This is a genomic window from Streptomyces sp. SDT5-1 (genome assembly GCF_052245995.1).
In the GTDB taxonomy this organism is placed as follows: domain Bacteria; phylum Actinomycetota; class Actinomycetes; order Streptomycetales; family Streptomycetaceae; genus Streptomyces.
The window spans coordinates 3,023,016-3,044,979 of record NZ_CM125963.1 but is presented as its reverse complement, the minus strand read 5'-3'; the positions used below and the strand labels follow the sequence as shown (position 1 = coordinate 3,044,979).

Below are 21,964 nucleotides of genomic sequence, written 5' to 3'. Positions count from 1 at the left end.
GCAGGATGGAGGCGCCCAGACTTCGACGAGGAGGTGCCGGCATGGCGCGACAGGCGGACGACGGCAAGGTGCGGACGGGCGGCGACGACCCCGCCGACCAGGCCCGCGAAGCGGTGGTGGAGGCCGCGCTCGGCAAGCTCGACCTGGACACCAAGGCCCGGCTCCTGGCCGGCCAGGACATGTGGTCGCTGCCCGCGGTCCCCGACATCGGCCTGGCGTCCCTCGTCATGTCCGACGGCCCGATCGGCGTGCGCGGCGTGCGCTGGAGCGCCGACGACCCCTCGATCGCCCTGCCGTCCCCGACCGCGCTCGGCGCCACCTGGGACCCCGTGCTCGCCCGCCGCGCCGGCGCCCTGCTCGCCCAGGAGGCCCGCCGCAAGGGCGTCCACGTCCTGCTCGCCCCCACCGTCAACCTGCACCGCTCCCCGCTCGGCGGCCGCCACTTCGAGACGTACAGCGAGGACCCGTACCTCGCGGGCGCGATGGGCACCGGCTATGTCCAGGGCGTGCAGTCCGGCGGCGTCGGCACCACCATGAAGCACTACGTCGCGAACGACGCGGAGACGGACCGCTTCACCGTGAACAACCTGGTCCCCGAGCGTGCCCTGCGCGAGCTGTACCTGGCCCCCTTCGAAGCCATCACCCGCGACGCGCGGCCGTGGGGCGTCATGACCGCCTACAACTCGGTCAACGGCACCACGATGACCGAACACGGCCACCTGGTGAACGGGATCCTGCGCGGCGAATGGGGCTTCGACGGCTTCAACGTCTCCGACTGGCTGGCCGCCCGCTCCACCGTCGGCGCCCTCAAGGGCGGCCTCGACGTCGCGATGCCGGGACCGCAGACCGTGTACGGCCCCGCCCTCGCGGAAGCCGTCCGCGCCGGTGAGGTCGACGAGTCCGAGGTCGACGAGGCCGTGCGCAACGTGCTGCGGCTCGCGGCGCGGGTCGGCGCCCTCGAGGGCGCGGAGCCCGCCGTCCGGGAGCTGCCCGAGCGGATCGACGGCGAGGCCCTGGCCCGCGAGATCGCCCACCGCGCCTTCGTGCTCGTCCGCAACTCCGGTGTGCTGCCGCTGCGCCCGGACGCGCGGGTCGCCCTGATCGGCGCCGCCGCGCGCGACGCCCGCGTCCTCGGCGGCGGCTCCGCCACCGTCTTCCCCGCCCGGATCGTGTCACCGCTCGACGGCCTGAGCGCGGCGCTGCCGACCCTGACGTACGACGTCGGGGCCGACCCGAGCGACGAACTCGCCGTCGCCGACAAGGGGTTCACGCTCCGCGCCGTCTGCCGCGACGCCGAAGGCACCGTCCTCGGCGAGGGCACACTGCCGAACGGCCACGTCCAGTGGTTCGGGGCCGATCTGCCGTCCGGCGTCACCCACGAGGCGCTGCACAGCATCGAGGTCACGGGCACCTTCACCCCGCGCGAGAGCGGCGACCACGCCTTCGGCACCCGCGGCCTCGGCGCCTTCACCCTCACCGTCGACGGCACCGTCCTGTACGACGGCGTGCAGGCGATGGGTACCGAGTCCGACCCCTTCGAGGCGTTCTTCGGCGCGCCGACGGAGCGCGGCAAGGTGGCTCTCACGGAGGGGCGGCCGGTCGAGGTCTCGCTGCTGCACACCCTCGACACGTCCCTCGCCATGCCGATGCCCGCCGTGCTGTTCAGCCTCGTGCACCTCGAACCGCGCCGGGACGAGGACACCCTGCTCGCCGAGGCCGTCGCCGCCGCGCGCGACGCGGACGTCGCCGTCGTCGTGGTCGCCACGACGGACCGCGTCGAGTCCGAGGGCTTCGACCGCGCCGACCTGCGGCTCCCGGGCCGCCAGGACGAACTGGTGCACGCCGTCGCCGCCGCGAACCCGAACACCGTGGTCGTCGTCAACTCCGGCTCCCCGGTGGAGATGCCGTGGCGCGACGAGGTCGCCGCGGTGCTGCTCTCGTGGTTCCCCGGCCAGGAGGGCGGCGCCGCCCTCGCCGATGTCCTCACCGGGGCGCGGGAGCCGGGCGGCCGCCTGCCCACCACGTGGGGCGCGCTCGCGGACGCCCCGGTCGCCCAGGTCACCCCGGTGAACGGCGAACTGCCCTACACCGAGGGCGTCTTCATCGGCTACCGCGCCTGGGACCGGGCGGGCGCCACCCCCGCCTACCCCTTCGGCCACGGCCTCGGCTACACCGACTGGACCTACGAGTCCCTCGACGTGCACGGCACCACGGCCACGGTCCACGTGCGCAACACGGGGGAGCGGCCCGGGCGCGAGGTCGTCCAGCTGTACGTGTCACCGACCGCCCCCGACGAGAACCGCCCCGCCCGCTGGCTCGCCGGCTTCGCGAGCGTGACGGCGGACCCGGGGGAGACGGTGTCGGTCACGATCGACCTGCCGCGCCGCGCCTTCGAGGTCTGGGGCGAGACCACCCACGCGTGGACTGTCGTGCCGGGCCCGTACGAGGTGCTGGCGGGCCGCTCGCTGACGGACACGCGGGTCGGAGTCCGTGTGAGCCCCTGCGGCGATTTCGACGATTGAGCAGCCGGGTCCGGGGCGGGGCCCCGCCCCGTCACCTCCGGTTCCCGAACCGGTACAACGTCTCCGACCGGTACACGTCGCCCGGCCGCAGCACGGTCGACGGGAAGTCGTCCCGGTTCGGCGAGTCCGGGAAGTGCTGCGTCTCCAACGCGATCCCGTCGCCGGCGGCGAACGGCAACGACGCGTCGAACCCGTCCGCCGTGTACAGCTGCACGCCCGGCTCGGTGGTGGCCACTGTGAGCACCCGCCCCGACGCCGGGTGCCGCAGCTCGGCCACCTCCACGGCTTCGCCGGTGACCCCCTTGTCGAGCACGTAGTTGTGGTCGTACCCGGCCCCCACCTTCCGGCTCTCCCGGAAGTCGAACCGCGTCCCGGTCACGTCGGCCGGCTCCCCGATCGGGATCAGCGTCTCGTCGACCGCCGCCACCCGGCCGCCGTCGATCCGCAGCTCGTGCCCGCCGACCGCGTTCCCGGACGCCGCCCCGCCCAGGTTCCAGTACGTGTGGTTGGTGAGGTTCACCGGCGTCGGCGCGTCGGTCACCGCCTCGTACGAGAGCCGCAGCGCGCCACCCTCCTCCAAGCGGTACGTCGCCGAGACCTCCAGGCGGCCGGGGAAGCCCTCCTCGCCGTGCGGCGACACCCGGCTCAGGCGCAGCCCGTGGTCCCCGACGGGCTCCGCGTCCCACACCCGCTTGTCGAAGCCGCGCTCGCCGCCGTGCAGCGCGTTCGGGGCGTTGTTCTGCGCGAGATGGTAGATCCGGTCGTCGAGCGTGAAACGGCCGCCCGCGATCCGATTCGCGTACCGGCCGACCAGCGCGCCCAGGTACGGCTCGGGGTGCGACAGATAGCCGTCCAGGTCCGCGAACCCGAGCACCACGTCCGCGACCGCGCCGTCCCCGTCGGGCACCTCGACCGACTGGAGGATCCCGCCGTACGTCAGGACACGTACCCGCACCCCGTCCCTCTCCAGGGTCCAGCGGTGGACGGGGGTGCGGTCGGGGTCGGGCAAGGTGCCGAAGAGTTCGCTGCGCATGATCGCGACCTTACGCCCGGCCTCTTCCGCGCTACTTCGCGGTCACCCCTCGGTACGCCAGCGCGGCGAGCCTGGCCTGCCCGTCCACGCTCGGGTGGAACCAGTCCCACTCGCTCAACTGCGCCTGCCCGAACCGGTACCCGAACACGGCCCCGCCGTCGTACCGGCACTTCTTGTCCTTCGCGCACACCTCGCGCAGCACCTCGTTGTACGCCACCACGCGCGCCTGCACGGAGTCCCGCCGCGCGGTCGCCGCCGAATCCACGGCGTCCGGGTCGGCCAGCATCGACGCGCAGATGCCGAGCTTCCACACCTGCTTGCCCAGTGGGTTCGTCCGCCCCTGCGACCACAGGCGCTTCAGGTCCGGCACGCTCAGCACGTACACCTGCGCCTTGGGCGCCGTGCGCCGCAACTGCCGCAGCGCCTCCTGGAAGTCCGCCCTGAAGTCGGCGACCGGGGTCATCCCGGCGGCCGAGGGCCGGCACGCGTCGTTCGAACCGGCCATCACCGTCACCAGATCCGGCTTCCGGGCCGCCGCCCGGCTCATCTGCGCGGGCAGATCCGCCATCCGGGCCCCGGTCTGCGCGTGGTTCCAACTGTGCGTCCTCGCCCTGCTCGCGCCGAGGAGTCGCACGGCCAGGCTGTTGACCGACTTGTCGGTCCCCGTCGCCCACGACACCTTGGGGCAGTCCGAGAGCACCGAGCAGGCGTCGAAGCCACGGGTGATGGAGTCACCCACCGCCGCGATCGACCGGGGCTTCGTGTCCCACGTGGGGGTGGGCTTGGGCGACGGCTTGGCACTCGCCGAACCGGAGGGCCCCGAGGAGGTGTCACCCGTGGCATCGCAGGCCGCGAGCGAGGTGACACCGAGGGCGGCCGCCGTCACCGCGGCGAGAGCGGCCCGAACGGCGAACGGACGGTCGCTGCGCCTCCGCATCAGCCCTCCTGCCTTCCCGCCGGCTCTCCGATCCCGATCCGTCTGACGTCGTACGCGAGGGCGGGGTTGCGTCCCGCCGGGTGAAAGCTCGGTGTTTGTGAGCCCCGGGACCGACAGTACGTCACACTCCTTGCACCGCTGCGCGATAGCCTCGCCCCGGGATCCCCGGTCGACCCAGTGGGATCCCGCTGTACCGGTTCCGCTAAATTACTACACGTCAGATGTGTCCCTTTTTGTCCGGACCTAGTCGTTCCGGTCGACGAGGGAAGAAGGCTCGGCACGGGCGCGAGGCCGCTGGGGAAGGCGAACCTCGACCCACACTGGAGGTCCCGGTGACGACACGTGGAGTTCTGTACGTGCACTCCGCTCCGCGCGCGCTGTGCCCGCACGTCGAATGGGCGGTCGCGGGTGTACTCGGCGCGCGCGTCAGCCTCGACTGGATCAGGCAGCCCGCGGCGCCCGGCACATGGAGATCGGAGTTCTCCTGGCGCGGCGAGGCGGGCACCGCCGCCAAGCTGGCCTCCGCGCTGCGCGGCTGGCAGCTGCTGCGCTTCGAGGTGACGGCCGAGCCCTGCGCCACCGCCGAGGGCGAGCGCTACAGCGCCACCCCCGAACTCGGCATCTTCCACGCCATCACCGGAATCCACGGCGACATCCTCATCCCGGAGGACCGTCTGCGCGCCGCACTGGCCCGTTCCAAGGCCGGGGAGACGGACCTGGAGGCCGAGCTCGCCAAGCTCCTCGGCAAGCCCTGGGACGACGAACTGGAGCCTTTCCGCTACGCGGGCGAGGGCGCCCCGGTGAGGTGGCTCCACCAGGTGGTGTGAGGCGCCCGGCGCCATGAGGAACGCGGTGGGCCCGCCCCGGACATCCGGGGCGGGCCCACTCTCACGTTCAGCGGAACGTCAGACCGTGCGGAACGCCAGCACCACGTTGTGCCCGCCGAAGCCGAACGAGTCGTTCAGCGCGGCGATCCGGCCGTCGACCGGAAGCTTGCGCGCCTCGTTGCGGACGACGTCGGCCGTGGACTCGGCCTCCGGGTCGATGTTCTCGACGTTGATCGTCGGCGGGGCCACGCGGTGGTACAGCGCGAGCACCGACGCCACGGACTCGACACCACCGGCGCCACCGAGCAGGTGCCCGGTCATCGACTTGGTGCCGGAGACGGCGAAGTGGTCGGTGTCGTCGCCGAACACCTTGCGCAGCGCCTTCAGCTCGGCGATGTCACCGGCAGGCGTCGACGTCGCGTGCGCGTTGACGTGCACGATCTCGGCCGGGTCGAGGTCGGTGTTGTCCAGCAGGTTCTGCAGGGCGTGCGCGATGCCGCGGCCCTCCGGCTCCGGCTGCACGATGTCGTGGCTGTCGGCGGAGATGCCCTGGCCGACCGCCTCCGCGTACACGCGGGCACCGCGCTTGGCGGCGTGCTCGGCCGACTCCAGGACGATGACACCGGCGCCCTCACCGAGGACGAAGCCGTCCCGGGCGGTGTCGTAGGGGCGCGACGCACCCTGCGGGTCGTCGTTGTTCTTGGACATCGCCATCATGTTGCCGAACGCGGCGATGGGCAGCGGGTGGATGGCCGCCTCCGTGCCACCGCAGACGACGACGTCGGCGCGGCCCGTGCGGATCATCTCGATGCCGTAGCCGATGGCCTCGGCGCCCGAGGCGCAGGCGGAGACCGGCGTGTGGACACCCGCGCGGGCGTTCACGGCCAGACCCACGTTGGCCGACGGGCCGTTGGGCATCAGCATCGGCACGGTGTGCGGGGAGACGCGGCGTACGCCCTTCTCCTTCAGCACGTCGTACTGGTCGAGGAGCGTGGTCACGCCGCCGATGCCGGACGCGATGACGGCGCCCAGACGGTCGGGGTCGACGTTCGCATCGTCGCCCGCCTTGTCGGTGAAGCCGGCGTCGGCCCACGCCTCCTTGGCGGCGATCAGCGCGAACTGCGCGGAGCGGTCCAGCTTGCGGGCCTGCGGGCGGGGGATGACCTCGCCCGGGTCCACGGCGACCGGCGCCGCGATGCGGACCGCCTGGTCGGCGGCCCACTCCTGCTCGAGGGGCTTGACGCCGGAACGTCCGGCGACCAGGCCCTCCCAGGTGGATGTCGCGTCGCCACCCAGCGGTGTGGTTGCGCCGATACCGGTGACGACCACGGTGCGATTGGTCGAGCTCACAGGAATTCTTTCTCCAACGGATCCGAGGGATTCAGCGGCGCCACCGCCGGGTGGCGGAGCGACTGACCAAGGGCTGAGGCTGTGGCTCAGGCCTGGTGGTCGAGGATGTACTTCGTGGCGTCGCCGACGGTCTTGAGGTTCTTGACGTCGTCGTCCGGGATCTTGACGTCGAAGCGCTCTTCGGCGGCGACGACGACCTCGACCATGGACAGCGAGTCGACGTCCAGGTCATCGGTGAAGGACTTGTCCAGCTGGACGTCCTCGGTGGGGATCCCGGCGATCTCGTTCACGATCTCGGCGAGACCGGCGACGATCTCTTCCTGAGTGGCGGCCATTGTGGCGCTCCTTCGGTGTGTATCCAGAGGGTGTGGCGGCAACCGGTACGGATCCGAAGATCCGGACGGGATGCCTAGGGGAGGGTAACGACCGTGGCGGCGTACACGAGACCCGCCCCGAAGCCGATGACGAGCGCGGTGTCGCCGCTCTTCGCCTCACCGGTCGCCAGAAGCCGCTCCATCGCGAGCGGAATCGAGGCGGCCGACGTGTTGCCGGTGGTCCGCACGTCGCGGGCGACCGTGACGTGCTCCGGCAGTTTGAGAGTCTTCACCATCGAGTCGATGATCCGCTCGTTGGCCTGGTGCGGGATGAAGACATCCAGGTCGTCCGGGTTGATCCCGGCCGCGTCCAGCGCCTGCTGGGCGACCTTCGCCATCTCGAACACGGCCCAGCGGAACACCGCCTGGCCCTCCTGCGTGATCGCAGGGAACTTGATGTTGCCCTGGGAGTCCACGGGCAGCTGCGCGGCATCGGTGGCGTGGAACTCGTCCCACGGCATCGTCTGCTTGATGGTGCCGGCCTTGTCGCCCTCGGAACCCCACACGGTCGGGCCGATCGCGGGCTCCTGGGACGGGCCGACGATCACGGCACCGGCACCGTCACCGAACAGGAAGGCCGTCGCGCGGTCCTCCAGGTCGGTCAGGTCCGACAGCCGCTCCACGCCGATGACCAGCACGTACTCCGCGCTGCCCTCGACGATCATGCCCTTGGCGAGCGTGAGGCCGTAGCCGAAGCCGGCGCAGCCCGCGGAGATGTCGAACGCGGCGGCCTTGTCCGTGCCGAGCCTGTCCGCGATCTCCGTCGCGATGGCCGGCGTCTGCGCGAAGTGCGAGACGGTCGACACGACCACGGCGCCGATCTGCTCCGGACGGATGCCCGCGTCGGCGATGGCCTTGCCGGAGGCCTCGACCGACATCATCGAGACGGTCTCCTCGTCACCGGCCCAGTGCCGCGTGGCGATGCCGGAGCGCGAGCGGATCCACTCGTCGGACGAGTCGATCTTCTCGAGGATCACCTCGTTGGGCACGACCCGGGTCGGGCGGTAGCCGCCGACACCGAGGATGCGCGCGTACGGGGCACCCTTGCTGGGCTTGATCTTCGACATGCTGCTCGGATCTCCTTGTCAGGCCGTCGTGGCGTGTTCGGCGATCAGGGCGCGGGCTGCGTCGAGGTCGTCGGGGGTCTTCAGGGCGAGGGTCTTGACGCCGGGCAGCGCGCGCTTGGCGATCCCGGTGAGGGTGCCGCCCGGGCACACCTCGATGAGCGCGGTCACGCCGAGCTCCTGGAACGTCTCCATGCACAGGTCCCAGCGGACGGGGTTCGCGACCTGGCCGACCAGGCGGGAGACCACCTCGGCGCCGGACGCGACGGCCTTGCCGTCCTTGTTCGAGACGTACGTGACCGTGGGGTCGGCCGGGGCCAGCTCCTTGGCGGCCTCCTCCAGCTTCGCCACGGCCGGTGCCATGTGCCGGGTGTGGAACGCGCCCGCCACCTTCAGCGGCACCACGCGGCGCACGCCCTCGGGCTTGTCGGCCTCGAGCGCGGCCAGCTCCTCGAGCGTGCCGGCGGCCACGATCTGGCCCGCGCCGTTCACGTTCGCCGGCGTCAGGCCCAGCTTCTCCAGGTGCGGCACGGTGACCTCGGGGTCGCCGCCGAGCAGCGCCGACATCCCGGTCTCCGTGATCGCGGCGGCGTCCGCCATGGCCAGACCACGGGTGCGCACGAGCGACAGCGCGGTGGCGTCGTCGAGCACCCCGGCGAACGCCGCGGCGGTGATCTCACCCACGCTGTGCCCCGCCACGGCGCCCGGCGTCACATCGCCGAGCGCGGAGGCCGAGAGCAGACCCGCCGCGACAAGGAGCGGCTGGGCCACGGCCGTGTCACGGATCGCGTCCGCGTCGGCCTGCGTGCCGTAGTGGGCGAGGTCGAGACCGATGGCGTCGGACCACGCGGCGAGGCGGTCCGCGGCACCGGGAAGTTCGAGCCAGGGAGTCAGGAAGCCGGGCGTCTGGGCGCCTTGGCCGGGAGCGACGAGTACGAGCACTCTCACACTCTCTCTTGGGGACGGGTCGGGCCGCCGGTGGGGACAGGGACGAAGAACCGAAGGGGGAATTGTAGGCCCCCGACAAAAGCCTACGACTGGGGATCTGCCTCGGCCAGACGCCCCAGGATGAGGGCGATCCGCAACGTGAACGCCGAACGGACATCAGAGGGCGACCACCCGGTGACGTCGGTCACACGTCGAAGCCGGTAGCGGACGGTGTTCGGATGCACGAAGAGCATCCGCGCCGCGCCTTCCAGACTGCTTGCCTGTTCCAGGTAGACGCTGAGCGTCTCGAGGAGCGCCGAGCCCGCCTCTTCGAGCGGTCTGTAGATCTCCTCCACCAACTGGTCCCGAGCGGCGGGGTCGCCGGCGATCGCACGCTCCGGAAGCAGATCGTCCGCCAGAACGGGGCGCGGGGCGTCCTGCCAGGCGCCGCACGCCTTGAGCCCGGCGGCCGCCGCCTGCGCGGACCGCGTGGCGGCCAGCAGGTCGGGGACCACGGGCCCGGCGACCACGGGACCCGCCGCGAACGGCCCGATCAGCGACTTCGCCACCGCCAGCGGGTTGTCGCTGCCGCCCGCGATCACCACGAGCCGGTTCCCGAGCACACCGGTCAGGACCTGCAGCTTGGCGTGCCGCGAGGCCCGGCGGATCGCCTCCACCGTCAGCTCGCTGTCCCCGTCGGGCGCCGTACCGAGCACCACGCACACGTGCTCCGGCGAGTTCCAGCCGAGCGCCGCGGCCCGGCTGACCGCGCCCTCGTCGGCCTCTCCCGACAGCACCGCGTTCACCACGAGCGACTCGAGCCGCGCATCCCAGGCGCCCCGCGCCTCCGCGGCCTGCGCGTACACCTGGGCCGTCGCGAACGCGATCTCCCGCGCGTACACGAGCAGCGCCTCCCGCAGCACGCTCTCGTCGCCGGGCGCCGCCACCTCGTCGATGGCGGACTCCATGACCTCGATGGTGGTGCGCACCATCTCCACGGTCTGGCGCAGCGTGATCGCCCGGGTCAGTTCGCGCGGCGCGGTGCCGAACACGTCCGTCGAGATCGCCTGCGGCGCGTCCGGGTGCCGGAACCACTCGGTGAACGCGGCGATGCCCGCCTGCGCCACCAGGCCGATCCACGACCGGTTCTCCGGCGGCATCGCCCGGTACCAGGGCAACGTCTCGTCCATGCGCGTGATCGCCTGCGCGGCGAGCGCCCCGGACGATTTCTCCAAGCGCTTCAGGGTCGCCGAGTGCGGATGGGGATCCGCGTGGCCGCCTTGACGGTCCGCTGGTTCGTTCGATGAGGGCTGCTCTGATTCCGATTGGGGCACGGGACAAGACTGCCTTATCGGGACGCCTCAGCGGAGTGGTGGGTCCTGGGTGACCCCACCGAAAGGCCGGAAACGCGGGCTACCGTGTATCGCGTGATTGATGTACGCCGCTCCGGCGACCGCTATGTCGGCGGCGAACCCGATGCGGGGATCGAATCCCTCCACGCGTTCTCCTTCGGCCCGCACTACGACCCGGACAACCTGCGTTTCGGCGCGATCCTCGCCTGCAACGAGGAGCGCCTCGGCCCAGGCGCCGGCTTCGACGAACACCCCCACAGCCACACGGAAATCGTCACCTGGGTCGTCACCGGTGAGCTCACCCACCGCGACTCCACCGGACACGAGACCGTGGTCCGCCCGGGCGACGTCCAGCGCCTGAGCTCAGGCGGCGGCGTCCGCCACGTCGAGCGCAACGACGGTGTCGAGCCCCTCACCTTCATCCAGATGTGGCTCGCTCCCCGCGACCCCGGCGGCGACCCCGCGTACGAGGTGGTGCACGGCATCGCGGACTCGACCCCGTACGACGTCCCCGAGGCGGACGCCATGTTGCACGTCCGGCGCCTGGCGGCGGGGGAGCGCGGCGAGGTGCCGGCTGCCCCGCACGTCTACGTCCACGTGGTGCGCGGTGAAGTGCGCCTCGGCGGCGAGGAGTTGGCCGCAGGCGACGCCGCTCGGATCACCGCCGAGACCGACCTCGAGGTCCTGGCCGCGACGGAGGCGCATCTCCTGATCTGGGAGATGAGCGGCTGAGCGGGGAGGTAGGCAGGGTGGCCGGGGCGGGCGGTGCGCGCCCCGGGCCTCGGCGTCAGATCTCCGCGAGCACCGCGTCGGTGAACTGCGGCCACACCTCGGTCGCCCACGGCCCGAACGCCCGGTCCGTCAGCGCCACACAGGCGGCCCCGGCGTCCGGGTCCACCCACAGGAACGTGCCCGACTGCCCGAAGTGCCCGAACGTCCGCGGCGACGACGAACCGCCCGTCCAGTGCGGCGACTTGTGGTCCCGGATCTCGAAGCCGAGGCCCCAGTCGTTCGGGTTCTGGTGCCCGTACCCCGGAAGCACGCCCTTCGTCCCCGGATACTGCACGGTCATCGCCTCGGCCACTGTCCGCGGGTCCAGCAGCCGCGGCGCCTGCACCTCCGCGGCGAACCGCACCAGGTCGTCCACCGTCGACACGCCGTCCTTGGCGGGCGACCCGTCGAGGGTGGTCGCGGTCATCCCCAGGGGTTCGAGCACGGCCTGGCGCAGGTACTCGCCGAAGGGGATGTCCGTTGCCTTCGCGATGTGATCGCCGAGCACCTCGAAGCCCGCGTTCGAGTACAGCCGCCGGTTCCCCGGCTCCGACGTCGTCCGGTGCTCGTCGAAGGCGAGCCCGCTGGTGTGCGCCAGCAGGTGCCGCACCGTCGAGCCCTCGGGGCCCGCCGGCTCCTCCAGCTCGATCGCGCCTTCCTCGTAGGCGACCAGCGCCGCGTAGGCCGCGAGCGGCTTGGTGACCGAGGCCAGCGGGAAACGGTGGGCCGTGGGTCCGTGCGTCCCCAGCACCGTGCCGTCCGCACGGACGACGGCTGCTGCGGCGGTCGGTACCGGCCAGTTCTCGATCAAGGCGAGGCTCTGCATGCGTACGAGCCTAATTCCTCGCTCCGGCCCTCAGAGCGTCAGCCTCATCGCGGGCGCGGGGGTGCGGGCGAAGCCGAGGGACGTGTACAGGGGCTCGCCCTCGTGGGAGGCGTGCAGGTCGATGCGGCGGATGTCGCGCTCCCCGAACCATGCCAGCAGTGCGTCCATACAGGCCCGCGAGTAGCCGCGGCGCCGGTACGCGGGGTCGGTGCAGACGTTGAACACGTGGCCCGACGTGCCCTCCGGGTTCCCGGGGCCGCCCAGGCTCAGGTTGATCGTCCCGGTCGCGCACGCCGCGAGCGTCCTCGGGGCGACGGCCGGTGTGCCCAGCGGGTCCGGGGTGTCCGCCGCGTCCGACGCATCCTGCGCGTCTGGTGCGTCTGGCGCGTCGACGACGAACACCGCCAACGGGCCCGCCTCGTCGGCCAGATGGGACCGCAAGGTCTTCGCCGTGTACGGCTGCCACTCGACGTCGTCGCTCGGTCTCATCGCGTCGAGCATGATCTTGCGCAGGCGGACCAGTTCCTCGGCGTCGGCAGGCGTGGCACGGCGAACGGCAGTCATGGCCCGCACGGTAACCGGGCCGTCGTCGAGGTGTCGTCCCGATTTCCCGGAGCGTGTTCCGGTTCCTGCTTGCTTCGAGTGCACTCCAAGGTTCTAGCGTGGGGCCCATGACGGTGATGGAGACCACGCCCCGGTCCCGCGCGGCGAACCGGAAGACCGACAACTGTTCCTCTGCACCACCCCCGCACCCCCGCCCCGAGGGGCAGGACCGCTACACCATCAGCGAGGTCGTCGCCCTCACCGGACTCACCGCCCACACCTTGCGCTGGTACGAGCGGATCGGCCTGATGCCCGACGTCGACCGCTCGCACACCGGGCAGCGTCGGTACAACAACCGCGACCTGGACTGGCTGGCGCTCGTCGGCAAGCTTCGGCTCACCGGGATGCCGGTGGCCGACATGGTCCGCTACGCGGAGCTGGTGCGCCGGGGAGAGCAGACCTTCGACGAGCGCAGGGAACTCCTCGAGGCGACCCGCCGCGACGTCCTGAACCGGATGGCCGAACTGCAGGACACCCTGGCCGTGCTCGACCACAAGATCGACATCTATGCGGGCGCCCGACCGGCGCCGGAGAGGGCGTGAACCGCATGAGCAGCACGGAGCGGACGCCGCGGACGGGTCAGCAGCGGCGCATTTCCACTGTTGAGTTGGGAAACAACGGGCCCGTGGTGGGCACTCAGGGCCTCGGCTGCATGGGAATGAGCTGGGCCTACGGACCGACGGACGCCGACGAGGCGCGGGCCACCCTGGAGCGGGCCCTCGAACTCGGCGTCACCCTGTACGACACCGCGGACGTCTACGGCGCCGGTGAGAACGAGAAGTTCCTCTCTCCCTTCGTCAAGGTGCACCGGGACGAGATCGTCCTGGCCACCAAGTTCGCCATCGGATCCGATCCGAGCGACCCGTCCAAGCGCGTCATCAACAACGACCCCGCCTACATCAGGACCTGCATCGACGCCAGCCTCCAACGCCTGGGCGTCGACTCGGTCGACCTGTACTACATGCACCGCCGCGACCCGAAGGTGCCGATCGAGGAGTCGGTCGGTGCGATGGCCGAACTCGTCACCGCCGGCAAGGTCAAGCACCTCGGCCTGAGCGAGGTCACCGCCGCCGAACTGCGCGCCGCGCATGCCGTCCACCCGATCGCCGCGCTCCAGTCCGAGTGGTCCCTGTTCAGCCGGGCCCTCGAACGTTCCGTGGTACCCGCCGCCGCGGAACTCGGCGTCGCGCTCGTCCCGTACTCCCCGCTCGGCCGTGGCTTCCTGACCGGATCCTTCGTCTCAGCCGACAAGGAACTCGGCAGCGACGACTTCCGCCGCACACAGCCCCGCTTCACCGGCGACAACGCCGCCGCCAACGCGGCCCTGCTGGAGCCGATCCGCCAGATCGCCGACGCCCGCGGCGCCTCGCTCGGCCAGATCGCCCTCGCCTGGGTGCAGCAGCAGGCGCGTACCTTCGGCCTCGCCGTCGTCCCCATTCCTGGGACCCGCAAGCGCACGCGCGTCGAGGAGAACACCGCGGCGACCCGCATCGAGCTCACCGACGAGGAACTGGCGCTCCTGGAACCCATCGCCTCCAAGGTCTCCGGCGACCGCTACACCGACATGACCTTCACGGCGGAGGGCCGCGCGTAGCCGAGGCATCGGGAGAGCGGCTCCAGCCCATGCGCCGGGGCCGCCTCACGCCAGCCCCAGCGCGAACACCGCGAACCCGGCGGCGAGCAGCCCGGCCAGCGCCCGCCGCCCCCGACTCACCTGCTGCCAGGGCGACTCGAAGCCCCGGGCGTAGCGGCCTATCAGGACGAGCAGCGCGCCGAACAGCGGCAGCCACGCGAGGCGGATCGCTATCCAGGCGAGCGTGTCGGGCGCGGTCGTGAGACCGGGTATCGCGCCGGCGAAGGAGCCGGGTATCGCCGCCGCGAGCAGCGCCGTCTGGTGCCAGCACAGGATCGTCATCGCCGACAGATTGATGACCACGACCGGCGCCCACAGCGCCGGGCGGCGCAGCAGACGGCCCAGACGGTCCCGCAGCAGTATCGCCGCGCCGCTCTGCGCGGCGGCCAGGGCGAGCACCAGCAGCGACGGCGGGTGCGAGTTCGTCCGCGCCTCACCCGGCACCCCGACCATCGACGCCGGGTAGTGGAAGAGCAGCAGCAGAGCCGCGAACAGAGCCGTTCCTCCGACGAGCAGCACCCACGCTCCCCGCCTCCCGAGCCTCTTCTCGCCCCAGCAGACGCCGAGTTGATAGGCGAACATCCAGCCAGGCAGCAGGTTGAGCAGGCTCAGCCACGACGGCATGGCCGAGGAGAGCGGCCCGTACCGCAGGAAGTCGACGACGGCGACCGATCCGATCAGCGGTGCCACGGACCACGCCCCGAGCCGGTGCGCGGCCCTGACGCACCACGGAGTGAGCCCGGTGATCACCGTATAGACCCCGACGAACCACAGCGGCTGTATCACCAGCGTGGAGGCCGTGCGCAGCGTCGCCCCGGGCACTCCGAGGGCGTACAGGACGGGCGCCAGCGCGGCCCACACCGCGGTCACCCCCAACACGGGCCGGCCCAGGCGGGCGAGCCGTCCGCGCAGCCAGACCGCTGTCGATGTGCCACGCTCGCGTGCCCGTCGGAACGACAGGACCGATGCGTAACCGCCCACGAGGAAGAAGATGCCGAGCATCTGCAGCACCCAGCTGAGCGGTGCGAAGAAGCCGAAGCTGCTCAGCGGGCTCGCGTTGTGCAGCGCGCCCTGGCCGTCGAGTGTGAAGCCGGCGAGCAGCCAGTGCCCGGTGGGTACGGCGAGCAGAGCCAGGGCGCGCAGCCCGTCGACGGCCCGGTCCCGGTGCGCCGGGGTCTTCGCCTCCATGGTCGCGACGGCCGAGGACACGGACGCGCGCAGTGCGGTGAGGGTCATGACGCGTCTCCCGTGGCGATGCGGGCGAAGGCGCGCAGCGAGTCCGTGCCCGGCGCGAAGTAGCCCGTGTGTCCCTTGGCGTGCGCGGCGGGGACCCGCCGCGCTCCGAAGGAGGGGTCCGTCGGGTCGGCTCCGTGCCCCAGGCCGAACAGCTCGACGTTCGGCACCTTCCCGATCCAGTCGTCGGCGTCCCGGGCCGCCCACACCCGTGCCCGGGTGTGCAGGTCGGCCACGGAGTCGGCGCGCAGCCCCGGCGAACCGAGGGCCACCAGATCCGACGCCGGGAGCCGGGACGCGGTGAGTCCGCACACCACCGACCCGTAGCTGTGGCAGAAGACGGTGGGCTTCGGTGTGCCCGCCGCGGTGAGGCCCTGTACGAAGCGGGCCAGCCTGGGCGCTCCCGCCTCCGCGAGCCGTCCGGTCGCGGCGTCCGGGCCCAGGCCCACCGGCGTGGTGTATCCGACCCACGCCACCACGGCCGTCCGGCCACCGGTCGCCCGGTGCAGGGAGCGCGCCATACCGGCCGGCGTTCCGTACATATCCGTGGTCCGGTCGAACGTACCCAGGTCGATGTCGGAGCCGGGCACGATCACCGAGACATGGTCGGCCGACGGCAAGTCGCCGTAGACCTCCGCCACTTGGCCCCTCCCGCGCGGATCGAAGGCGAGTATCCGGCGGCCGTGCGCGAGCAGTTCCGAGCAGCGCTCCGCCAGCGCGCGAGCCGCGTCCCGCTGCCGCTCGCCGAGCGTCCTGTTATTCGCCTCGGCGAGGGCACGGGTGCGTTCGGCACGCAGTGCGAGAGCGTTCGCCTCGTACCGCAGCTCGATCGGGGCGCCGTCCAGATTCCCGACGACGGACGGATGCCGAGCAGCCAGTTTGTGCTGCTCGGATCCGCTCAACCCTCGAAAGAAGGAAGCGACTTGGGAGGGGCTGGCGGTGGCCGGATCAGGGAGTCTGCCGACCGTCGCCTCGTCGGCGCGCCAGGACGCGGTGCCCGGGGGCGGGCCGGTCAGCGGGCGCTGTTCCTGCCCGGAGGCCCAGCCTGCCGTGCCCGACACGACGACCGCCGTGAGCGTGGCGGCTGCCACCGTGCGGCGACCGCGTCGTTTCCAGAAGCTCAGGCCCATCGCCCGCCTCCCCTTCGTCCTGTGGTGTGACGAGGGGAAGGTAGGAGTCGGAACGCGGTCGGCACGTCACACTGCGGAGCCAACTCGCCCTTGATACCTGGGTATTGGTGACCGGATCACCTGATACCCCAGTAGGGGGTCAGGCGGGTCGGGCGTGCTGTGTCACTGGTCGCCGGGTGCCACGAGTCCCGACTCGTACGCGAAGATCACGGCCTGTGCGCGGTCGCGCAGGCCCAACTTCGCCAGGACGCGGCCGATGTGCGTCTTCACCGTCTGCTCGGCCAGCACGAGCTTCTGCGCGATCTCCTGGTTGGACAGCCCGCGCGCGATCAGCTCGAGCACCTCGGACTCGCGCGGCGTCAGGCTGTTCAGCAGCGGGGAGTGGTTCTGGCGCGTGGCCGGGCCGGTCTTGACGATGTCCGCGATGAGGCGCTTGGTGACCGTCGGCGCGAGCAGCGCCTCGCCGGCCGCGATCACGCGCACCGCCGCGATCAGATCGGACGGCGGCGCGTCCTTGAGGAGAAAGCCCGAGGCCCCCGCCCGCAGCGCGGCGTACACATAGTCGTCCACGTCGAACGTGGTGAGCATCAGGACCTTCGGCAGATGCACCACGCCGGGCGGCGGATTCAGCAGCTCCTGGGTCGCCGCGAGACCGTCCATCTCCGGCATCCGCACGTCCATGAGGACGACGTCGGGGTGCGTGGCGCGGCTGACCTCGACGCCCTGTCTGCCGTCGGGCGCCTCGCCCACGACGTCGATGTCGCTCTGTGCGTTCAGCAGCGCGGCGAAACCCGCCCGCACCATGGTCTGGTCGTCGACAATGATCACGCGGATGGTCATGCGTGCCGAATTCCTTTATTCCGTTGGGGAGTCGGGCGCGGTCAACGGGAGCCGGGCCGCGACGCGAAATCCTCCGCCGGGCAGCGGTCCCACGTCGAGCGTGCCGCCGACCAACCGTACGCGCTCGTGCATCCCTATGAGGCCGTGCCCGGTGCCAGGGGCGGCTTCGACGGGCGATCCCCGGTCCGTGGCGGGGCCGTTGACGACGACCAGCAGCAGGGCGTTGTCCTCGAGACTGACCGAGATCTGGGTGCGGGCGCCGGGGGAGTGCCGCACGACGTTGGCCAGCGCCTCCTGCACGATCCGGTACGCGGAGAGGTCCACCGCGGGCGGCACATCGGCGAGTTCCGCGACGAGGGCCAGCTCCGGATACGACACGTCGGCCGGCACCCCGCCCCGTATGGTCGCCTCGACCAACTGCCCCAGGTGGGCGAGGCCCGGCTGCGGCACCAGGTCGCCCTGCGCCTCCTCGTTGCGCAGCACCACGAGCAGGCGCCGCATCTCGGTCAGCGACGCACGGGCACCCGCGGCTATCGACTCGAACTCGCCACGTGCCTCGTCGGGCAGGTCCTGCAAGCGGTAGGGCGCGGAGTCGGCCTGCACGGTGATCACCGACATGTGATGGGCGACGACGTCGTGCAGCTCCCGCGCGATTCTGGCCCGCTCCTCGAGCAGCGTCCTGCGGGTCCGCTCGGCCTCGCTGATCGTCTCCTGCACGACGAGCTTGCGTCTGGTCTCGCCGCGCTCCCGCAGCAGCGCGCCCAGAAGCAGCACACCACCGCTCAGGACGATGAGCAGCACGCTCGTGTCCTGGCTGGAGTCGGCGCGGAAGAAGCCGACCAGGATGCTGGCCGCCACGGTGACGAGCCAGATGCCGACCAGTCTGCGCCGGCTCTCCCGCAGGGCCAGCGCGATGCACAGCACCAGATAGCCGACGATCACCGGGGCCGTCCAGGGGGACGGATGGTGGGCGTCCCCGTGCAGGACCGGGACCGTGCCGAACACCGCCGCGGTGATCATGATGGTCCAGGCGGCCAGCGGGCGACTCACCGCGAGGATCAGGGGAGCGGACTGCGCGACGCCGATCGCGGCGGCGAGACCGCCGCCAACCCCGTAGTCGTTCGCCAGCACCTGCGTCGTGACCGGGATCAGCGCCGCCGTGAACCCCAGCGCGATCAGATAGGGCAGAAGCCGCATCCACCGCCGGGGCGCCGTGGCCAGCAGCGGCTCCGACCGGTCGTCGCCCAGAGCCGCCGTGAACGCCGCCCCGGCCGCCGCCAGCCGCTCGCCGAGCAGCCGCGCGGCACCGGCCACGCGCCGGGGCCCCGCCGGGCCGGATTCCTCTTCCGGCGGGCGGGGCTGGTCCGGGGACGGTGGTGCGGTGCTCATGACCTGATCAGCGTAGGCAACCCGGCCCCGTCGCGCCGTCATACCGGAGTGCTCAACCGCACCCCCTACCCAGGTATGACAAGAAGAGTGGTCGGGCGTGGCGCTCGGTGCGGACGGTGAGGCCGTCCGTCACAGCTCGGCCAGCAGCTCGGCCTTCTTCGTCGTGAACTCCGCGTCCGTCACGAGGCCCGCCTGGTGCAGCTCGCCCAGATGTCTGATGCGGTCGGCGATGTCCGCGGGGTCCCGCCTGCCCGCCCCCGTCGTATCGGCACACAGCGCGTTGGGCTGCGGCGGCGCGGGTCCTGAGGCCCGCACGGCCGCGAGGACGGAAGCGGCGAACGGCAGCGACTCGTGCACCGGGCCGTAGCCGAGGCCGAAGACGACCGCCGCGGGATCCTGGTCGGCCTGACCCGGCTGCTCCGCGGCGGCGTCGCGCGGCAGCAGCCGCAGATGCCCCTCGAACAGCTCGGGGGAGCGCCATTCGACGCCGCTCAGGTCCGTGACCGGGAACGTCTTGTCCCCGGCCTTCCACTTCGCGGACGACGCCCCGGTCCAGAACCAGCGGAAGGCCACCGCGCTTCCGTCGAACGTGGCCTTGCCGTCGTAGGCCTTGAACTGGCGGGGCGGCTCGGGAGGCGCCACCAGGTAGTTCTCCGGTCGCACGTCGTCGTGGTCGATGAGGTTCGCGCGCAGCTCGTCCGCGTAGTACTCGCCGAGCGTCTCCCGCTCGGCGGGCAGCACGAGGCGGTACGGGTCGCTTCCCTCCTTGAGCTGGCCCGCCGCAGCGTCCATCAGGGGGTCCGCGCCCGGCCGCGGCACCGCGTGCAGCACGACGGTCCCACGTTTTCCGGGCGTCAGGGTCACCGCCGTGATCGCTTCCAGAGGGATGCGGCGCTCGCCCAGCGCCTGAAAGAGCTTCGGCGTGCGGATCCCCCGTTCGAAGCGGATGAGCACGGAGTCGGACTCGAACTCCCAGGCGGCATGAAATCCGGCCAGTACATCACCCATGTGGCTCATCGTAGGCGGAGCGTGCGTCTCCGTCGCCTGTCGTGGCAGACCGCTGTTTCATCAGTTTCTACGCGCGTCAGGCGGAGACGTTCCCGGAAAAGCCGCCCAGACAGCCTTCACCTCCGCCGGAGCAGTGCACCGTCTTGTACGAGCCAGTGCCGATGTCGGCGAAGTTCTTGAGGCTCTCGGTGCCCGGCACGAAGTAGCCGGTGTGCCCCTTGGAGTCGCCTGCCGCCATGACGCGCGCGCCGAACGCGGAGGAGACGGGATCCGCCCCGTGGCCGAGACCGCCCACCTCCATGTAGGGAATGTCCTGGATCCAATCGTCCCTGTCGCGGGTCGCCCACACGCGCGCGTGCGTGCCGAGGCCCGCGGCGCTCTGGGCACGCATCCCGGGGCTGCCCGCCACCGCGATGTCGCTGACCCGCTCCGGCAGGTGGTGCGCGGCCACACCGCACACCACGGATCCGTAGCTGTGGCAGTACAGGGCGACCGAGGAGTCGCCGGGAAGGCCGCGCAGCATCGCGTTGAGCCGCACCGCACCGTCCTCCGCTCGCATCGCCGTGGCCGCGTCCACGCCGAGGCCGGCGGGCGCGGTGTAGTCGGCCCACGCGACGACCGCGGTGCGGGTGTGCGGGCTGGCGCTGCGCTCGGCGCCGTACAGGGAGCGCGCCATGCCGACGGGCGCCGAGTACTGCCGGGACGTGCGCTCGAAGGTGAGCACGTTCGTGTCGACGCCCGGAACCACGACCGACACCCGCTGGGCCTTGTCGAGGTCGCCGAAGACCTCGGCGACCCGGCCGGCGCCGAGCGGGTCGAAGGAGAGGATCTTGCGGTCGGGCTTCGACAGGGAGGCGAACCTGTTCATGCGCTTCTTCGCGTCGGCGTGACCGACGGACGACAACCGGTTGTCGTACATGCGCTTGTGCTCGACCTCGCGCGCCTGGTCGAGCGCGATGCGGTTGGCGCGATATCGGAGCTCTACGGGAGCGCCGTTCATGTTGCCGACCGCGAGCGGGTAACGGGAGGCGAGCTCACCGCGCTGGTGCGCGCTCAGTGAGCTGAAGAAGTGCGCGAGGCGGGTGGGGGAGCCGTCGGGCGCGGGCAGGGCATGTCCGTTTATCCGACCGTGCTCCCATGCGGTGAGCGCGGTCTGGAGCGGCGATGTGACGCCTCGCTGATGGCGCACCGCGGTCCAGCCGGTGGTGGCCAGCATGACGAACACGACGACCAGCGCAAGCAGTGCGCGCCAGGCGTTGAGTTGGGGAGAGGTATCGAAGGAAGTCACTGCGGGACACCCTAGGAGAAGCGCATCGGGGTCCGTGAATGAGGTGAGGCGGATCACGTTTCCCGTGGTGTATTTGGGTAAAACCGGACGCGGTTGCTGCGAAGGCCTCACGGTCCGTAGGGGCGAAAAGTGCCACTCGCGCGCGGGGGTGCGACTTGACTCACTGTGTCGCGCTCGCGGTGATCACTCCTGGTCGCGGCGCCATTGTTCGGCCAGCGAAGGTCTCAGATGGTCGAGATACGACTCGGTGAGCGCGCGGATCGATTCGACGCTCGGGTCCTCGCCCGCGCCCCACAAGCGCCCGGTCATCCGCATGACGCCCCCGAACGCCGCCACGGCGACACGCGGGCGTGGATCGCTCTCCACGTCGAGCCCCTCGCGTTCGGCGACCACGCGCGCGAGCTCCTCCTCCAGCTCGATCGAACGGCGGAGGTGGACGGCCAGCAGGGCGGGCGTGGATTCGATCATCCGATAGGTACGCATATGGAGTTCGAGCGGAATGAGTTTCTCCACGACGCGGCTCATCGCGTCCCAGGTGTGGAGCACGGTCCGGCGCAGCGCCTCGAACGGGCTCTCCTCCAGGGGGCGTTCGCGGAGCGCGGCGACGAAGCGGGACTCCACCGTCTGCTGCACGGCGAGCGCGACCTCTTCCTTGTTCGCGAAATAGCGGAAGAAGGTGCGCTGGGACACCTCGCAGGCGTCGACGATCTCGTCGACCGTCGTCTGATCGAACCCCTGTGTGGTGAAGAGCTCAAGTGCGGTGCGCAGCAAGGCGATTCGGGTGCGTTGCTTCTTGAGTTCACGCAGGTTGGTTCGATCCGTCATGGTCATCTTTCTCGTCGTTCGTGCAGCTCACC

At 71.4% G+C, this 21,964-nt stretch carries 21 protein-coding genes; 5 read left to right on the top strand and 16 right to left on the bottom strand.

What is annotated here, in order from left to right:
- The first annotated feature begins 41 nt into the window (after positions 1–41).
- The gene (locus ACTWJ8_RS14265; protein WP_443264014.1) at positions 42–2,522 is read left to right on the top strand and encodes a beta-glucosidase family protein; all 2,481 of its coding nucleotides are present in this window, start codon (positions 42–44) and stop codon (positions 2,520–2,522) included.
- 31 nt (positions 2,523–2,553) lie between these two features.
- On the opposite strand, the gene ACTWJ8_RS14260 is transcribed toward ACTWJ8_RS14265, so the two are convergent.
- Together ACTWJ8_RS14260 and ACTWJ8_RS14255 are read right to left on the bottom strand one after the other, a co-directional pair.
- Positions 2,554–3,555 carry an aldose epimerase family protein gene (locus ACTWJ8_RS14260; protein ID WP_443264013.1) on the bottom strand — a complete coding sequence of 334 codons (1,002 nt, stop codon included), beginning with the start codon at positions 3,553–3,555 and terminating at the stop codon, positions 2,554–2,556.
- Positions 3,556–3,586: 31 nt separating this feature from the next.
- A complete protein-coding gene (locus ACTWJ8_RS14255) occupies positions 3,587–4,492 on the bottom strand; it encodes an SGNH/GDSL hydrolase family protein (RefSeq protein WP_356377360.1) in 906 nt (301 codons plus the stop codon).
- A 332-nt stretch (positions 4,493–4,824) separates the two neighbouring features.
- Here ACTWJ8_RS14255 and ACTWJ8_RS14250 point away from each other — a divergent pair, with 332 nt between their 5' ends.
- Positions 4,825–5,319: a DUF3145 domain-containing protein gene (locus tag ACTWJ8_RS14250; protein ID WP_356377363.1), complete on the top strand. Its 495-nt coding sequence runs from the start codon at positions 4,825–4,827 to the stop codon at positions 5,317–5,319.
- 78 nt (positions 5,320–5,397) lie between these two features.
- Here ACTWJ8_RS14250 and ACTWJ8_RS14245 read toward each other — a convergent pair whose 3' ends face one another.
- From ACTWJ8_RS14245 to ACTWJ8_RS14225, 5 genes are all read right to left on the bottom strand, one after another.
- Entirely contained in the window at positions 5,398–6,669 is a 1,272-nt protein-coding gene (locus tag ACTWJ8_RS14245) for a beta-ketoacyl-[acyl-carrier-protein] synthase family protein (protein ID WP_356377365.1), read from the bottom strand.
- 86 nt (positions 6,670–6,755) lie between these two features.
- Positions 6,756–7,004: an acyl carrier protein gene (locus tag ACTWJ8_RS14240; protein ID WP_018530896.1), complete on the bottom strand. Its 249-nt coding sequence runs from the start codon at positions 7,002–7,004 to the stop codon at positions 6,756–6,758.
- Between the two features lie 74 nt (positions 7,005–7,078).
- The gene (locus ACTWJ8_RS14235) at positions 7,079–8,110 is read right to left on the bottom strand and encodes a ketoacyl-ACP synthase III (RefSeq protein WP_443264012.1); all 1,032 of its coding nucleotides are present in this window, start codon (positions 8,108–8,110) and stop codon (positions 7,079–7,081) included.
- An 18-nt stretch (positions 8,111–8,128) separates the two neighbouring features.
- Complete coding sequence (locus ACTWJ8_RS14230) at positions 8,129–9,049, bottom strand: ACP S-malonyltransferase (protein ID WP_443264011.1); 921 nt, start codon at positions 9,047–9,049, stop codon at positions 8,129–8,131.
- An 89-nt stretch (positions 9,050–9,138) separates the two neighbouring features.
- Positions 9,139–10,368 carry a PucR family transcriptional regulator gene (locus ACTWJ8_RS14225; protein ID WP_443264010.1) on the bottom strand — a complete coding sequence of 410 codons (1,230 nt, stop codon included), beginning with the start codon at positions 10,366–10,368 and terminating at the stop codon, positions 9,139–9,141.
- Between the two features lie 84 nt (positions 10,369–10,452).
- On the opposite strand from ACTWJ8_RS14225, the gene ACTWJ8_RS14220 reads away from it, so the two are divergent.
- Positions 10,453–11,118 carry a pirin family protein gene (locus tag ACTWJ8_RS14220; protein ID WP_443264009.1) on the top strand — a complete coding sequence of 222 codons (666 nt, stop codon included), beginning with the start codon at positions 10,453–10,455 and terminating at the stop codon, positions 11,116–11,118.
- Between the two features lie 55 nt (positions 11,119–11,173).
- Here the strand turns inward: ACTWJ8_RS14220 and ACTWJ8_RS14215 are convergent, their stop codons facing one another.
- Together ACTWJ8_RS14215 and ACTWJ8_RS14210 are read right to left on the bottom strand one after the other, a co-directional pair.
- Positions 11,174–11,983 (bottom strand): serine hydrolase domain-containing protein, encoded by an 810-nt coding sequence (locus tag ACTWJ8_RS14215; protein WP_356377380.1) that lies wholly within the window; start codon positions 11,981–11,983, stop codon positions 11,174–11,176.
- A 30-nt stretch (positions 11,984–12,013) separates the two neighbouring features.
- Entirely contained in the window at positions 12,014–12,547 is a 534-nt protein-coding gene (locus tag ACTWJ8_RS14210) for a GNAT family N-acetyltransferase (RefSeq protein ID WP_443264008.1), read from the bottom strand.
- A gap of 107 nt (positions 12,548–12,654) precedes the next feature.
- On the opposite strand from ACTWJ8_RS14210, the gene ACTWJ8_RS14205 reads away from it, so the two are divergent.
- Both ACTWJ8_RS14205 and ACTWJ8_RS14200 read left to right on the top strand, forming a co-directional pair.
- Positions 12,655–13,128: a MerR family transcriptional regulator gene (locus ACTWJ8_RS14205; RefSeq protein WP_356377386.1), complete on the top strand. Its 474-nt coding sequence runs from the start codon at positions 12,655–12,657 to the stop codon at positions 13,126–13,128.
- 5 nt (positions 13,129–13,133) lie between these two features.
- A complete protein-coding gene (locus ACTWJ8_RS14200) occupies positions 13,134–14,180 on the top strand; it encodes an aldo/keto reductase (protein ID WP_443264007.1) in 1,047 nt (348 codons plus the stop codon).
- A 45-nt stretch (positions 14,181–14,225) separates the two neighbouring features.
- On the opposite strand, the gene ACTWJ8_RS14195 is transcribed toward ACTWJ8_RS14200, so the two are convergent.
- The 7 genes from ACTWJ8_RS14195 to ACTWJ8_RS14165 all read right to left on the bottom strand — a co-directional run bounded on the left by ACTWJ8_RS14195 (position 14,226) and on the right by ACTWJ8_RS14165 (position 21,932).
- Positions 14,226–15,455: an acyltransferase family protein gene (locus ACTWJ8_RS14195; protein WP_443264006.1), complete on the bottom strand. Its 1,230-nt coding sequence runs from the start codon at positions 15,453–15,455 to the stop codon at positions 14,226–14,228.
- Complete coding sequence (locus ACTWJ8_RS14190; protein ID WP_443264005.1) at positions 15,452–16,582, bottom strand: alpha/beta hydrolase; 1,131 nt, start codon at positions 16,580–16,582, stop codon at positions 15,452–15,454. Before ACTWJ8_RS14190 ends, ACTWJ8_RS14195 begins: the two co-directional genes overlap by 4 nt.
- A gap of 162 nt (positions 16,583–16,744) precedes the next feature.
- Positions 16,745–17,422: a response regulator gene (locus ACTWJ8_RS14185; protein ID WP_443264004.1), complete on the bottom strand. Its 678-nt coding sequence runs from the start codon at positions 17,420–17,422 to the stop codon at positions 16,745–16,747.
- A gap of 15 nt (positions 17,423–17,437) precedes the next feature.
- Positions 17,438–18,811 (bottom strand): sensor histidine kinase, encoded by a 1,374-nt coding sequence (locus ACTWJ8_RS14180; protein ID WP_443264003.1) that lies wholly within the window; start codon positions 18,809–18,811, stop codon positions 17,438–17,440.
- A gap of 129 nt (positions 18,812–18,940) precedes the next feature.
- Entirely contained in the window at positions 18,941–19,819 is an 879-nt protein-coding gene (locus ACTWJ8_RS14175) for a DUF4429 domain-containing protein (RefSeq protein WP_356377404.1), read from the bottom strand.
- A 76-nt stretch (positions 19,820–19,895) separates the two neighbouring features.
- Complete coding sequence (locus ACTWJ8_RS14170; protein WP_443264002.1) at positions 19,896–21,107, bottom strand: alpha/beta hydrolase; 1,212 nt, start codon at positions 21,105–21,107, stop codon at positions 19,896–19,898.
- A 183-nt stretch (positions 21,108–21,290) separates the two neighbouring features.
- The gene (locus ACTWJ8_RS14165; RefSeq protein WP_443264001.1) at positions 21,291–21,932 is read right to left on the bottom strand and encodes a TetR/AcrR family transcriptional regulator; all 642 of its coding nucleotides are present in this window, start codon (positions 21,930–21,932) and stop codon (positions 21,291–21,293) included.
- Between the last annotated feature and the right edge of the window lie 32 nt (positions 21,933–21,964).